Genomic DNA, 13,998 nt, shown 5'->3' with positions numbered 1-13,998 from the left:
AAATACCTTTTTGACTCGTTTATGACTAAACTAAGTGTAAATATTAATAAAATAGCCACTTTGAGAAATGCGCGGGGAGCTAATAACCCCAATGTAGTACAAGTGGCCTTGGACTGCGAACGATTCGGTGCTGAAGGAATCACGGTGCACCCAAGACCTGATGAAAGGCATATCCGATTTCAGGATGTTTTAGACCTTTCCGAGGTTGTAACTACTGAATTTAATATAGAGGGGTATCCCGATAAGCGCTATATGGAGCTGGTGAAAAGGGTAAAACCTGCACAAGCTACCCTGGTGCCTGATCCGCCAGAGGCTATCACCTCCAATACCGGTTGGGACACTATTACCCATCAGAGTTTTTTGAAAGATATCGTAGCTGAATTGAAAGAATCAGGTTGCAGAGTATCCATCTTCATCAATCCTGAGAGCAAGTATTTTAAACCTGCCAAAGAAACAGGAACCGACCGGGTGGAATTGTATACAGAACCCTATGCAGCCCACTACCATGAGGACCGTGAAAAAGCGGTTGCTGCGTATGTTGAGGTATCCAAAATTGCCAGGGAATTAGGTTTGGGACTGAATGCCGGACATGATTTAGACCTACACAACTTGGCATTTTTGAAACACAAAATCCCTTTTTTGGATGAGGTTTCCATAGGCCATGCCTTGGTTTGCGATGCTTTGTATTATGGTCTGGAAAATACGATTCAGATGTATAGAAGAAGACTAGAAGTCTGAAAGCTCAAGGTAGAAAGCTGAAATTTCAGAATCCAAAATTTTGAAAAGACCCATGCTTTAGTTGTATACTTTCAGAGTAAAAAGTATCTCCATTACTTGATGAGTTTTAGATAAAGGTGAATATACTCATTGAAAATTTAAATAGATGAAATCGAGCATGGCCCAAAGTGACACCCAGAGAGACGCCCAGATGTATCGGAGAACCAATGCGAAGATTCCATCTGAACTCTGAAAAACAAATTATAAACAGATGAAATTAAACTTTAAGAAAACAGGCACAGGTAAACCTTTGGTAATTCTTCATGGGCTATTTGGTTCTGCGGACAACTGGTTTTCCATTGCCAAAGAACTGGAGAAAGACTTTACACTGTATCTCGTGGATCAAAGAAATCATGGAGATTCCCCGCATTCGGAGGAATGGAATTACGGGGTCATGGTGGAAGATTTGAAGGAGCTAATAGACGAGGAAGGCTTGGATAAAATCTACCTCATGGGTCATTCCATGGGAGGAAAAACTGCCATGAACTTTGCAGTGGAGTATCCTGAGCGGGTGGATCGATTAATAGTAGCCGATATTGCACCCAGATATTATGAAGTCCATCATCAAACTATTTTAGAAGGGCTTAATTCTATCAAATTAGATCAAATCAAATCCAGAAAAGAGGCTGATGATCAGTTGGCGAAGTATATTGATGAAGTAGGCATCCGTCAATTTTTATTGAAAAGTCTGGGTAGAAACAGTGAAGGTTTTGTCTGGAAAATCAATCTTCCTGTGATCACTGAAAATATAGAAGAAGTAGGAGAAGAGTTGGACTCCGATGGAAAATACGAAGGCCCTACCCTATTTCTGGGAGGATCCAATTCAAACTACATTCGGCAGGAAGACCTACCGGATATCCTGGAGCATTTCCCCAACTATCAAATCGAATTTGTACAGGATGCAGGGCATTGGCTCCATGCCGAGAAACCAGAAGCAGTAATTCAGGAAGTCAGAAGATTCTTGAATTAACTTTCAAGGTCTTGATTGAGTTTTGTTTCAGCTTTCTCATTTGAGCTTTCTGACTTTCACTTCACCTTTCGTCCATGCTTCATCACCATATCCACATCCTGTAGCAGGTTGATATACCGAAGCACATCCCCTCGGACAGCGATGATGTCGGCATATTTTCCTTCGGAGATTGTGCCATAGTCCTTGTCCACTTTCATCGCCACAGCAGGCCAATAAGTAGCAGCTTTGATTGTTAGGAGTGGATCCATGCCGAAGTGATTTACCCAGACATCCAACTCATTCCAGGTGCTTTGGCTGTGAAACTTCATGGGGATGCCACTATCTGTCCCGATCAAAAGAACCGCACCGCTTTCTCGGAGTTGATTAAATTTCCGTTCCAAGGTTGGTTTCCTCACAGGCGTCAGCTGGAAATAGGACATTCTCCCCGGATAGCGTAAGGATGCCTGGATATCTCTGATAATCGAATCAGGCAAACCCAAGTGCCAAGAGGGATCATCCAGTTTTTCGGGATTATCCCGTACATACTCGTAATTGTACAAGCCTTCTACTGTAGGGGTCCAGAAAATGGGTCCCAAATTCATCTTGGCAGCACGTTCCTTCAATAGCTGCATAATATCTTCCGGATATTCAGGAGCCGAACTGAGCCCCGTATGCTCGAAGCAGTCCACCCCTATCTTTAACCCGACTCGAATTTCATCCGGTCTATGGGAATGCCCCACCACCGGAAGCCCATATTTGTGGGCTTCATCAACTACGGCTTGTGCTTCCTCCAAGGTCATCTGATCCTGATCAATGAGCTTAATTACATCCACACCGGCGTCGGCCAATTTTTTCACTTTTGCCCGTGCATCCGCAGGCCCGTTTACTCCCCATCTAAATGCTTCAGTTCCTGGATAAGGCTTCTTTTGGATAAATGGCCCCGAAACGTAGATAGTGGGACCTGGAATTTCACCCCGATTGATTCGGTCTCGTACATTAATACTTGCTTCCAAAGGGGCACCTAAATCCCTGGCGCTGGTCACTCCAGCCATCAGCAACTGATGGGCGGAGGATGGCATAATAACGGGCTCAAAAAGATCAATGTAGGTGCTGTCCCAATGTGCGTAATCGCTGTGCCCATTAATCATCAAGTGAACGTGCATATCCCAAAGCCCGGGAAGAACACTCATTCCTTCAGTTGAGATAATTTCGGCCCCTGCCGGAATCTCCAAACTTCCCACTTGCCCCACAGCCTTGATCCGCTCGCCTTCGACAATGATGACCGAATTACGGATGGGCGTACCCCCAAAACCGTCGATTAGGGTGCCTCCGACCAGGGCTTTTAGGTTTTGGGCAGATGAATGAAAAGAAATGATGAGAAATAAGAGAGAAAGAAATTTGGTGGACTTCATAAGATCGGTGGAAATAAGAACCAAAAAGGTACAAAACTTATATGAATTGAGGTAAACATCATTAGCCAAGAAATTGTAAAAACACCTGTCAAGTTTTAAAACCTGTCAGTTCTAATACAATCATCTTGCCTCTCCCGAGACTTTCAAAAACCAGTCCGATTTTCTAATAGCTTTTGGGTAATTGTATACATTCGATTTTTACTTCAAGAGAATCTGATAGCCCAGCTTAATGCCCCAAAATCCCCCTTGAGTTGATTTTTGGAATTGATTAGGTTCTCCTCCAATGGGATGTTGCTGAATTCTTGAACGGTAAACAATTGGACGATTCCGACTCCATACTAAAGCCTTTCGGTAAACTTGGAATATTCAGAAGCCCTAAAAGTCAAACCAGCTTCTGGCCGAATTACTACTGACTAGGAATTGGTCTTTTCCTGAGCTGGGAACTGTTTCAGAGGAACGATGCTTCAAACACAGCTTGGGCAGGGTTCTTTTTTTTTTCAATTTTTTTTCTTTTTCATATCTGGCTTGTAACGAACTCATTAAAAAGAACGTCTTAGAAATAAATTTGGAAGATATGAAAACCCTGATTAAGAGTATTCTAGTGTTTTTAACGTCCTTTATTTTTTTTGCTTGTGAAAACGACTCCTTGCCAGACATTGTGAAGGGAAGGGTTATAGAATTTCCATCTTGTAATTTTGTCAATGTAATTCAGATAGAGTCTGGAAACCTTAAAGGAGGATCGATTTCATCAACAAGTTTACAAATAGAAAATGTTGTTTTATTTCCCGGAAATCCTATACAAGACAGCATAATTTATTTCAATTATCGATTATTTGATCAAAAAAAAGACCGGGATTCGGCTTACTGCACAGCAGATGTGTTGATTAACGCTCCTAAAATAATTATTACGAATTATTCAACTTCTGATTAGCATTTTGCCTATGAAAAGTAATTTAACCCTTCTATTTCTTTCCTTTTTCTTTTTCACCTACTACAATAATGACCTAATAACGAATCGGCGTACCTCCGAATCCGTCGATCAGCGCGCCTCCGACCAGGGCTTTTATGTTTTGGGGAAACAAATTGCCTGAAATCAGGAAAAAAACAAGGAAGAGCTGGGTTTTAAAATTCATAAGCATCTGATTTGGTCTGATCCAATCAAAAGGTAATGATTTTGCTTTTTAAATTTTAACTTCGTTGTCTAAAATCAAATTCAAGATGCCCCAAGGAAAACTTTTTTTGATCCCCAATGTACTCGCAGAAAATACGGCAGATGCGGTCATTACTCCCCAAGTGAAAGAGGTGATCGCTCATACCAAAGTTTTTCTGGTCGAAAATCTCAGAACCGCCCGTCGCTATATCTCCAGTTTGAAATTGGGCGTAAACTTGGAGGAAGTCCATATGGAAATCTTGGATAAAAATTCCGCGCCGGAGAGCATCAACCGATTGCTGCAACCCCTTTTCAAAGGTGCCGATGTTGGAATTATTTCTGAAGCTGGATGTCCGGGAATCGCAGACCCAGGAGCTTTGGCAGTGGCTCATGCCCATACCAGGGGAATTCAGGTGGTTCCACTATCAGGGCCAAGTTCCATGTTTTTGGCCTTGATGGGCTCTGGTTTTTCCGGTCAGTCATTCGCTTTTCACGGATACTTACCCATAGACAAAAAAGAAAGAAATCAGGCCCTGAGAAAACTGGAAGCAGAGTCAGCAAAAGAGCAAAGAGCCCAGATTTTTATGGAAACACCCTTCCGCAACAATCAATTGCTGGAAGATGCATTGGCGGCCCTTTCTCCTCAAACCAAATTGTGCATTGCCAAAAATCTGACTGCTGCTGATGAACTGATCCAAACCAAGACCATTGCAGACTGGAAAAAGAACCCTATTGAACTGCATAAGATCCCGACTGTATTCATCCTTCAAAGCTTTTAACCATGTTTATTCTTGACGCACATTTGGACCTGAGCATGAATGCTTTGGAGTGGAACAGAGATTTGACTCGACCAATCTCAGAAATCAACGCCAGAGAAAAAGGACTGAATGACAAACCCGACAGAGGCCGTGCGACTGTCTCCCTTCCGGAGTTGAGGAAAGGAAATATAGGTTTGGTCGTAGCAACCCAAATTGCCCGCTATGTCGCTCCAGAAAATCCCTTGCCTGGTTGGCATTCCCCAGAGCAGGCTTGGGCTCATACACAGGGACAATTTGCATGGTACCAAGCGATGGTTGACCAAGGTGAAATGTCCCAAATCAAAAATTGGAAAGAATTAGAGGCTCACTTGGCGAGCTGGAATGCTGCAACAGATAAAAGCAAGCACCCAATAGGCTTTATACTTTCTCTGGAAGGTGCAGACTCCTTAGTGAACTTGGATTATTTGGAAAAAGCCTACGATTATGGATTGCGTGCAATCGGGCCAGCTCATTACGGCCCCGGACGCTATGCATATGGAACTGATGCTTCTGCCCCACTCAATTCTCAAGGGAAAGAATTACTTCGAAAAATGGATGAGCTGGGGATGATCTTAGATGCCACGCATTTATGTGACGAAGCATTTTGGGATGCCTTGAAAATATTTAAGGGACCTGTCTGGGCCAGCCACAACAATTGCCGGGCCTTGGTGGATCATAACCGCCAGTTTTCAGATGATATGATCCAGGCCTTGATAGAGCGGGGAGCTGTGATAGGAGGAGCATTTGATGCCTGGATGCTTAGTCCCAACTGGGAAAGGGGAAAATCTACGCCAGTTGAGCGGGACGTGAGAATTACTACAGTTTTGGATCATTTGGACCATATCTGTCAACTTGCCGGAAATGCTGACCACATAGGAATAGGTTCTGATCTGGATGGAGGATTTGGCAAAGAGCAATGCCCTTGGGATTTGGAAAGCATTGCTGATCTCAGCAAGATCCCAGACCTACTGAAGAACAAGGGTTTCGAGAAAAATGACATAGAAAAAGTCATTCACGGCAATTGGTTGAACTTTTTGAAGAAAAATTGGGGATAATTGATCTGAAATTGTATAAATCTACCCTTTGATTGGTTGCATAAATAATTCAAATTGAATTATTTGCAGTAGTTAAACGCCAACCTTTCAATTTCTATGAATTTTAAATTTCTACTAAGTTTTCTGATTTGTGGTTTTATTGTTTTTTCTTCTCAAGGCCAAAAGCTTCAAATAAGAGCAAATCATTCTGATGCTAAGTTTATCTTATTAAATGATTACGATGACTCCGAAAAGCAGGAGTTGGGAACGGGATCAATAGAGTATAAGCTTGAAAAAAACTCCAAGAATCGGATAAAAATTACCAAACCAGGCTATCAGCCAGTCATCAAAGAGTACAATAAAGACCTGAAATGGGATAAATCGCAAGATGTTGTTTTAGATACCCGAAGAATAGATATCTCAGTGGAGCCTTTTGATGCGGAGATATTTGTAGATGGTAGAAAAATCGGGTCAAAAGCTATTTACATGACCATCCCCAAAGATCGCTCTGCTACTTTGGAAATTAAAAAGCCGGGTTTTGCCTCGGTTACCAAAACCTATTACAATTCACCAGAGCGAGAGACTCCTCCGGTTCGAGAATTTTTCGAATTAAAAAACAGACAGGTTCGCCTGGAAGTACAGCCAGCAGACGGGCAAGTAAGCCTCAACGGAATGCCTATGGGCAAAGGAAATCAAGACATCATCGTTCCGGCTGGTGATTGTGTTACTGTAAAAGTCAATAAAGAAGGCTTTGTAGAATACACCAAAGTTTATTGCAACAAACCTGGAATCGACCCTGAACCTCCTTTGAGAGAATCTGCTGTTTTGGATGAAAGATTGGTGAAAATCACCACCATTCCTACAGATGCAGCGATTGAGGTATTGGGACAGCGTGTAGGTGTAGGTTCCTACGAATTGAAAGTACCTAAAGGTCGTTGTATTTCTGTTATTGTATCCAAAGATGGTTTTGTGAAATATTACAAAGATTATTGCAATCAAACAGATAGAAATACACCACCTGTAGCAGATGCTATTGAAATGGCTCGAGATCAAGCCTACGACAATTCGGTTTCTTCAGATTTGGCAAATGTCAGAATCACTGTACCTGTGAATAAAGCCTACAGCGCCGAAGAAGCTTGGAGAATATTATCCTCCATTGTCACCCGATATTTTGATATTTTAGAAACTGTGGATTTTAACACAGGATATCTGACCACTTCTTGGCAGGTAGAGAATTTCAATTCATCTGTCATCAGAACCAGAGTTATTGTGAGTTCTGGAGGCAACTCCGACCAATTAGCCTATGCTGTCAAATTAGTCAGTCAAGCGGCAGATCTTAATGATCCAAGCAGAGTAAAAGAGGTGGTTACCGTTAAGGATGATGAGCTATTTAGAGATTGGTCAAGAATTATGATTAAATACCAAGGATTGATTGAAGAGATTCAAGCGCGATTGCAATAAATCAATATTCAAAAACCATAAAAAAACCTCAGAAGATATTTTCTGAGGTTTTTTTGTAGCCCTGCTAGGAATCGAACCTAGATCTAGCGTTTAGGAAACGCTTGTTCTATCCGTTGAACTACAGGGCCATGCCTTGAATCTAAATTCAAGTCACGCAAGTTAAAATAAAACCCTACTTTTTGACAAATTATTTCGACCCAACTTATGGCATTACAGGGAATTACCCTATCTTTGCACTCCAAATTTAGGATGGACGGGTTCCATCCACTAAACAAACACAATTTAAATTATGGCAGTTAAAATCAGATTAGCACGTAGAGGTAGAAAGAAAATGGCTATCTATGACGTGGTTATCGCAGATGCAAGAGCTCCACGTGATGGACGCTTCATCGAGAAAATCGGTACTTACAATCCGAACACTAACCCTGCTTCCATCAACATCAACAATGAGCGTGCTCTACAGTGGTTGTTGAACGGAGCTCAGCCAACTGACACTGTAAAAGCTATGCTTTCTTACAGAGGTGTCATGCTGAAAAAACACCTTCAAATCGGTGTAATCAAAGGAGCAATCACTCAAGAACAAGCAGATGCGAAGTTCGAAGCTTGGTTGAACGAAAAAGACGCGAAAATCGCAGGCAAGGTTGATTCTATCGGCAAGGCTAAAGAAGAAGCTCGTAAGAAAGCTTTGGAAGCTGAAGCTGCTAAGAACCAAGCTCGTTTGGATGCTATCAAAGCTAGAGAAGACGAAGCAAAAGCTGCTGCAGCCGCTGCTGAGGCTCCTGCTGAAGAAGCTAGCGAAGAAGCAGCTCCTGAAGCTTCCGCAGAAGGCGACGAAGCAACAGAAGCTTAATAAAGAATCTCCCCATGAACAAGGAGCAATGCTTTCAATTAGGCTATGTAGCCAAGGTTCATGGACTTCGTGGTGAAATAGTTGTGGTGCTGGATGTGGATTATCCGGAGGATTATGAAGATCTGGAGCACCTTTTCCTCGAACAAAAAGGCAGATTGGTTCCATTCTTTTTGGAACACTTTGTCTTACAGCCAGGAAATAAAGCCTTGGCAAAATTTGAGGAGCTGGATCGGGTAGAGCAGGTGGAGCATTTGGTAGGGTCGGAAGTTTACCTTCCGCTTAGCGAACTTCCCGAACTCACAGACGACCAATATTACTACCATGAATTAATAGGGTTTGAGGTAGAGGATGAAACCAAGGGACTTCTCGGTCCGGTGGAAATCATCTACGATCTGGAAACCCAAGATCTCCTCGGAGTAAAACACCAAAACAAAGAAGTGCTCATCCCAATTCAGGATGGCATCATTCAAAAGGTGGACAAGGCAGCTAAAAAAGTTTACTGCCGATTACCCGAAGGTTTACTTGACATTTATTTGGAAGACTGAGGCATGCACATTGACATCATCAGCGTTGTTCCCGGATTATTGGAAGGGCCTTTCTCTCACTCTATTTTAAAAAGAGCTGAGGAAAAAGGACTAGCCACAATTCGAGTGCACAATTTGCGGGATTATGCCACTGGCAAGCAAAAGCAGGTAGACGATTATGCTTTTGGAGGCGGCGCGGGAATGGTCATGATGATTGAACCCATCGCCAACTGCATTGAAGCTTTGCAAAAAGAGAGAACATATGATGAAATCATCTATATGACTCCTGACGGCAAGACTTTTGATCAGCCCATGGCAAATACGCTATCAATGAAGCAAAATCTACTGATCCTTTGTGGTCACTACAAAGGTGTGGATGAGCGAATTCGAGAGCGGTTTATCACTCAGGAAATCAGTATCGGAGATTTCGTCCTTTCAGGAGGTGAATTGGCAGCAGCTGTAGTGGCGGATGCAGTGATCAGACTCCTACCGGGCGTTTTAAACGATGAGACTTCTGCTTTGACAGATTCCTTTCAGGACAATCTGTTAGCCCCACCAGTCTATACCAGACCTGCTGAATGGCAAGGGATGGAAGTGCCGGAAGTTTTACTTTCTGGGCATGAAGCCAAAATAAATGAATGGAGATTTGAAGCGTCGGTTCGCCGAACCCGTGAGCGAAGACCTGACCTTTGGGCCAAGTCCGGATTAGGGGAAAGCGATTTGAAATCGAACAAAAAGTAATTGAATAAGCCACGCGTTGGCCAAACAGCGAAAGCATAAAATATAGAAGCTATGAGCGAACTAATGAAAATTGTAGAAGCGGAATACAGCGAGGCGAGAGCCAAATTCCCTTCTTTCAAAGCTGGTGATACCATCAACGTACACGTACGTATCAAAGAAGGTAACAAGGAAAGAATCCAGCAGTTCCAAGGAACTGTAATCCAGCGTAAAAACCCGAATACCAATGGTGAGACTTTCACAGTAAGAAAAATCTCTAACGGTATCGGTGTAGAGCGTATCTTCCCTATCCTTTCTCCATCTATCGAGCAAATCGATCTATTGAGACAAGGTAGAGTAAGAAGAGCTAGATTGTTCTACTTGAGAGGACGTCAGGGTAAAGCTGCTCGTATCAAGGAAAAAATCCAGGTGAAGCACTAAGCTTCTCCGGAAATCATAAAAAAGGAACTCAGCAATGGGTTCCTTTTTTTTTCACAACCTTTGTGGTAATCAAAACCTCGAAGGTTTAGATAGACCTTCCCCTGCTAAATAAGATTTGCAATCTTTATTTTTCCCCAACTCCCCTATTATCAATCTTATTTTCCCCATTACAATATTTGCTTCCATCCTTTCGCTATTTACAGAACCAAAACATTAGCCAATTTTAACACACACTTCATTGATTACCTGAGAGTTAAATTTTAAATTTAGTCAATCTTTTTTCATGATGAATTCTCCCAGATTAATTGATCCAGTCAAAAATTTGGCGACAGTTGTAATTAGTATTTTTCAGCGATAGGCAGTACTTCTAATCTGTCTTTCTATTTATTTCATCTACTCTACCTCTCCTACTTGGACCTGATGACTGACTGGAGGATTTCCGCTGAATTTTCCTTTTTCCATTTCACACGTGAGGAAGATAAAAAATTTCTGAGAATGCTCATCTTATAACTCCAAGGAGTAGGCGCTATGATCGCATTTTTTGTTTTGGGATATTTGAAAAAGGTGATTGAGAAAGAGTAAACTTGTATTTTTGAAGCAAGAATACAGATCAAGATTTACCGTTCAAAAAAAGCGACACCGATTAAGATACCGCTTTTCTGGTTATTATTCTTTAAAAGCTATAGCCTAATCCCAGACTTAGCCAATCGCTTTTATATTTTCCCAAACCAAATCCATAAGAGTAGGAGGGAATTATTTGAAAATGCTCTCCCACAAAAATCCTTGGTTTGAACTGGATTCTCAATGTTGCATCCTTAGCTCTTCCTGTTTCTCTTACATAAGTTCCTGAATCAGGCGAGCCGTATTCAAGAAGTAATTGCTCATTAGATTGCCTCAAATAAGAAAGTACAGTAGAAAAGACAAAGTGTTTTGATTGAAATAAATCGTATCCAGCCCCTATAGTGAAGGTTCTCATGTTGATGAAATCCATCTCATCATCGTCCAAATAAAAGTAACTATTCCGACCTTTGAAATTCATCAGTCCATAGCTGAATTCACCAAATAGCCTAGGGGTAAAATACCTAGAATATCCCAACACGACGCCCTGCGCCAAAATTTCTCCTCCCGCAGCCCATTGACCTTGATAAAAGGTGTAATCATAGGTAAGGTTGTTTTTCCCCATACTGTTTTCAGTTTGTCCAAATGTCATGGTAACCAAACCACAAAAAAACGATAGGAATACTCGAAATTTTAAACTTATCATAATGTTTCAAGTGTAAAATAAAACCTCACATTACCCATTCCATATTTAGGAAGGGTAGTATTACCATAGTAGCCAAAACCTTCATCTATTCCATTAACATTATTTCGAATAGTATAACATTTATCAAAAGATAGTGCAGATGCTAATTTAAGCCCAGATTGAGAAACCATTTTGAAACCATATTCTAAACTGCTTTCCTCAGAATCAATAATTAGCTCCTGATTTTGATTCATTGGTAGGTTTTCATTTTCAACGCATGAAAATGTCAATACCATCATCAACAAAAAAAATATTTTTGTGATTTTTTGTGTTTTTTTGTTATTTTTTAAGTTCATTACTTATTTTTTTGCATTAATTAATAATTGATTTGGTTTCGTGCCTCAAAGGTAAACTAATTAATTATTTTCACCTAATCTTTTCTAAAAAGGAAAAATCACAACCCTTTTATTTACTGATCTTTAGTCTTTGAATAGTACAAAATATATGAATTTCAACCCGATTTGGCCCCATTAGAACCTTTGATTATTTTGTTTTTTGAATTAATAAAAAATAAAATTTTGTACCTCGGTAGTTTAATTATAGGATCTTTGACAGCGAATAATTCTGATCTTAAACCCCTTCGTCTTAAATTTGCTTTTTTTAAAGAAGACGTTTTAACAGGAAGGTAAATTTTCAGACCCTAAGAGATTATAGACTTCCGACTTATGGAAAGGCACACAAATCCTTATCTTTGCACCCTGATTTGAAAAACTTTATATCAAATAGCCTGTTTTCAGACTAGAAACACAATTCCATGAGTAGAGAAGTTCGCGTACGATTTGCCCCTTCACCCACAGGGCCCTTGCATATTGGAGGTGTAAGAACCGCCCTATACAATTACCTTTTTGCCAAAAAAACGGGAGGTAAATTCCTCTTGAGAATAGAAGATACAGATCAGAATAGATTTGTTCCTGGTGCAGAGGAGTACATCAAAGACTCTTTGGAATGGTTGGGGATAGCTCCAGATGAAAGCCCATGGAATCCAGGTTCGGTAGCCCCTTATCGCCAATCTGAGCGAAAGGCTGACTATATGCAGTACGCTTTGGACTTAGTGGAAAAGGGACATGCCTACTATGCTTTTGATACAGCAGAGGAACTGGAAGCTATGCGGGAAAGACTAACAGCTGCCAGAGTGGTGACACCTCAGTATAACAGCATTACCCGAACCCAAATGAAAAACTCTCTGACGCTCTCTGAAGAAGAGGTGAAAGAGCGCTTAGCATCAGGTGAACCTTATGTCATTCGGGTGAAAATCCCTCGAAAAGAAGAGGTCAGAATGAATGACCTGATTCGAGGATGGGTGATGGTTCATTCCAGTACTTTGGATGATAAAGTATTGATGAAGTCTGACGGGATGCCAACCTATCACCTTGCAAACATCGTGGATGATCATTTGATGGATATTACGCATGTCATCAGAGGAGAAGAATGGCTACCATCAGCTCCACTGCACGTGCTACTTTATAAATTCTTCGGTTGGGAAGACACCATGCCGGAATTTGCACATCTGCCACTCCTTCTTAAACCAGATGGTAATGGAAAACTATCCAAAAGAGATGGCGATAAGTTAGGGTTCCCTGTTTTCCCACTCAATTGGGAAAATAAGGAAAGCGGAGAAACGGCTGCAGGTTTTAGAGAGCAAGGCTATCTTCCTGAAGCCCTATTAAACTTCCTGGCATTCTTGGGATGGAATCCCGGAGATGAGCGCGAGATTTTTTCCAAAGAAGAATTGATAGAAGCATTTAGCATAGAAAGAATCGGTAAGGCCGGAACAAAATTCGACATCGCTAAAGCAAAATGGTATAATGAGCAATACATCCGTACCAAATCCAACCAGGAATTGGCTTCACAGGTAATTGCCGATGCAGCCAATGATGGCATGGAGCTTTCTCAGGAAAAGGCAGAGGCTATCGTCGCTTTGACAAAAGAGCGAGTAACGTTCGCATCTGAAATGTGGAGTGAAAATAAATTCTTGCTAATCGCTCCAACCTCATTTGACGAGCAGGTAGCCAGTAAAAAATGGAATGAAGATGCAGTCAAAGTGTTGGAGCACTATGCAGGAAGTATAGAGGCTCATTCTGGCGATTTTGACGGGGCAACCGCCAAGTCCCTATTGGAAAATTCGGCCGCTGCTGTGGAAGTTAAGTTGGGAAAAGTAATGCAAGCAGTAAGACTGGCAGTCACAGGTGCAGGTGCAGGACCGGATTTGATGGAGATATTTGCTATCTTAGGAGCTAAGGAAGTAGCAACTAGAATCAAGTTTGCGATTGAAAGCCTTCCTGTTGCAGGATAAAATTCAAGTCATGGCTAAAAAGAAAAAAACCAAAAAAGAAGACCCAAAGGTTCACGATGAACTGAAAGGTTTCAAAATGGAAATCAACTCATTCGGGGAGATTAATTCTTCCTTTCCTATCGATAAAATCAACGAGTTTTTGAATAAAAATGTGGAAGACAAAAAGTTGAAAGATCGAGATGATTTAGACGATGTTAAAAAAACCAAGAAATGAAAAAAAGCTCCATTTAGGAGCTTTTTTTCATTTCTTTTAAAGATAATTATCTGCAAACTAATTACTTTTAAACTTT

The 13,998-nt window shown here is 41.2% G+C and carries 15 protein-coding genes and 1 tRNA gene; 12 read left to right on the top strand and 4 right to left on the bottom strand.

What is annotated here, in order from left to right; genetic code table 11:
- Positions 1–21 precede the first annotated feature (21 nt).
- Together BM073_RS06845 and BM073_RS06840 are read left to right on the top strand one after the other, a co-directional pair.
- A complete protein-coding gene (locus tag BM073_RS06845; RefSeq protein ID WP_091652366.1) occupies positions 22–738 on the top strand; it encodes a pyridoxine 5'-phosphate synthase in 717 nt (238 codons plus the stop codon).
- Positions 739–988: 250 nt separating this feature from the next.
- Positions 989–1,747, top strand: coding sequence for an alpha/beta fold hydrolase (locus tag BM073_RS06840; protein ID WP_091652363.1), 759 nt, complete (start codon positions 989–991; stop codon positions 1,745–1,747).
- A gap of 56 nt (positions 1,748–1,803) precedes the next feature.
- Here BM073_RS06840 and BM073_RS06835 read toward each other — a convergent pair whose 3' ends face one another.
- Entirely contained in the window at positions 1,804–3,138 is a 1,335-nt protein-coding gene (locus BM073_RS06835; protein ID WP_091652360.1) for an amidohydrolase family protein, read from the bottom strand.
- A gap of 574 nt (positions 3,139–3,712) precedes the next feature.
- Between BM073_RS06835 and BM073_RS06830 the strand changes: the two genes are divergently transcribed.
- The 4 genes from BM073_RS06830 to BM073_RS06815 all read left to right on the top strand — a co-directional run bounded on the left by BM073_RS06830 (position 3,713) and on the right by BM073_RS06815 (position 7,580).
- Positions 3,713–4,069, top strand: coding sequence for a hypothetical protein (locus BM073_RS06830; RefSeq protein WP_091652358.1), 357 nt, complete (start codon positions 3,713–3,715; stop codon positions 4,067–4,069).
- A gap of 287 nt (positions 4,070–4,356) precedes the next feature.
- A complete protein-coding gene (locus BM073_RS06825) occupies positions 4,357–5,067 on the top strand; it encodes an SAM-dependent methyltransferase (RefSeq protein ID WP_091652355.1) in 711 nt (236 codons plus the stop codon).
- Positions 5,068–5,069: 2 nt separating this feature from the next.
- Positions 5,070–6,140, top strand: a complete 1,071-nt coding sequence (locus BM073_RS06820) for a dipeptidase (RefSeq protein WP_091652352.1) — start codon at positions 5,070–5,072, stop codon at positions 6,138–6,140.
- A 96-nt stretch (positions 6,141–6,236) separates the two neighbouring features.
- On the top strand, positions 6,237–7,580 hold the full coding sequence (locus BM073_RS06815; protein ID WP_091652350.1) for a hypothetical protein: 1,344 nt from the start codon (positions 6,237–6,239) through the stop codon (positions 7,578–7,580).
- Positions 7,581–7,636: 56 nt separating this feature from the next.
- On the opposite strand, the gene BM073_RS06810 is transcribed toward BM073_RS06815, so the two are convergent.
- Positions 7,637–7,708, bottom strand: a tRNA-Arg gene (locus tag BM073_RS06810).
- Positions 7,709–7,869: 161 nt separating this feature from the next.
- Between BM073_RS06810 and BM073_RS06805 the strand changes: the two genes are divergently transcribed.
- From BM073_RS06805 to rplS, 4 genes are read left to right on the top strand one after another with little or no spacing between them, the layout of a single operon-like run.
- Positions 7,870–8,430, top strand: a complete 561-nt coding sequence (locus tag BM073_RS06805; RefSeq protein ID WP_091652347.1) for a 30S ribosomal protein S16 — start codon at positions 7,870–7,872, stop codon at positions 8,428–8,430.
- 14 nt (positions 8,431–8,444) lie between these two features.
- Positions 8,445–8,975 (top strand): ribosome maturation factor RimM, encoded by a 531-nt coding sequence (gene rimM, locus BM073_RS06800; RefSeq protein ID WP_091652343.1) that lies wholly within the window; start codon positions 8,445–8,447, stop codon positions 8,973–8,975.
- Positions 8,976–8,978: 3 nt separating this feature from the next.
- Positions 8,979–9,695 (top strand): tRNA (guanosine(37)-N1)-methyltransferase TrmD, encoded by a 717-nt coding sequence (trmD, locus tag BM073_RS06795; RefSeq protein ID WP_091652340.1) that lies wholly within the window; start codon positions 8,979–8,981, stop codon positions 9,693–9,695.
- Positions 9,696–9,746: 51 nt separating this feature from the next.
- A complete protein-coding gene (rplS, locus tag BM073_RS06790) occupies positions 9,747–10,112 on the top strand; it encodes a 50S ribosomal protein L19 (protein ID WP_091652338.1) in 366 nt (121 codons plus the stop codon).
- A gap of 673 nt (positions 10,113–10,785) precedes the next feature.
- On the opposite strand, the gene BM073_RS06780 is transcribed toward rplS, so the two are convergent.
- Both BM073_RS06780 and BM073_RS06775 read right to left on the bottom strand, forming a co-directional pair.
- Positions 10,786–11,295: a hypothetical protein gene (locus BM073_RS06780; protein ID WP_139217457.1), complete on the bottom strand. Its 510-nt coding sequence runs from the start codon at positions 11,293–11,295 to the stop codon at positions 10,786–10,788.
- A 77-nt stretch (positions 11,296–11,372) separates the two neighbouring features.
- A complete protein-coding gene (locus tag BM073_RS06775; RefSeq protein WP_091652330.1) occupies positions 11,373–11,711 on the bottom strand; it encodes a hypothetical protein in 339 nt (112 codons plus the stop codon).
- A 458-nt stretch (positions 11,712–12,169) separates the two neighbouring features.
- On the opposite strand from BM073_RS06775, the gene gltX reads away from it, so the two are divergent.
- Together gltX and BM073_RS06765 are read left to right on the top strand one after the other, a co-directional pair.
- A complete protein-coding gene (gene gltX, locus BM073_RS06770) occupies positions 12,170–13,708 on the top strand; it encodes a glutamate--tRNA ligase (protein ID WP_091652327.1) in 1,539 nt (512 codons plus the stop codon).
- Between the two features lie 10 nt (positions 13,709–13,718).
- Positions 13,719–13,922 carry a hypothetical protein gene (locus tag BM073_RS06765; protein WP_091653034.1) on the top strand — a complete coding sequence of 68 codons (204 nt, stop codon included), beginning with the start codon at positions 13,719–13,721 and terminating at the stop codon, positions 13,920–13,922.
- The last annotated feature ends 76 nt before the right edge of the window (positions 13,923–13,998 follow it).

It is taken from the genome of Algoriphagus ornithinivorans (assembly GCF_900115305.1).
In the GTDB taxonomy this organism is placed as follows: Bacteria; Bacteroidota; Bacteroidia; order Cytophagales; family Cyclobacteriaceae; genus Algoriphagus; species Algoriphagus ornithinivorans.
The sequence above is the reverse complement of the archived record's forward strand: the minus strand, read 5'-3'. Positions and strand labels throughout refer to the sequence as shown.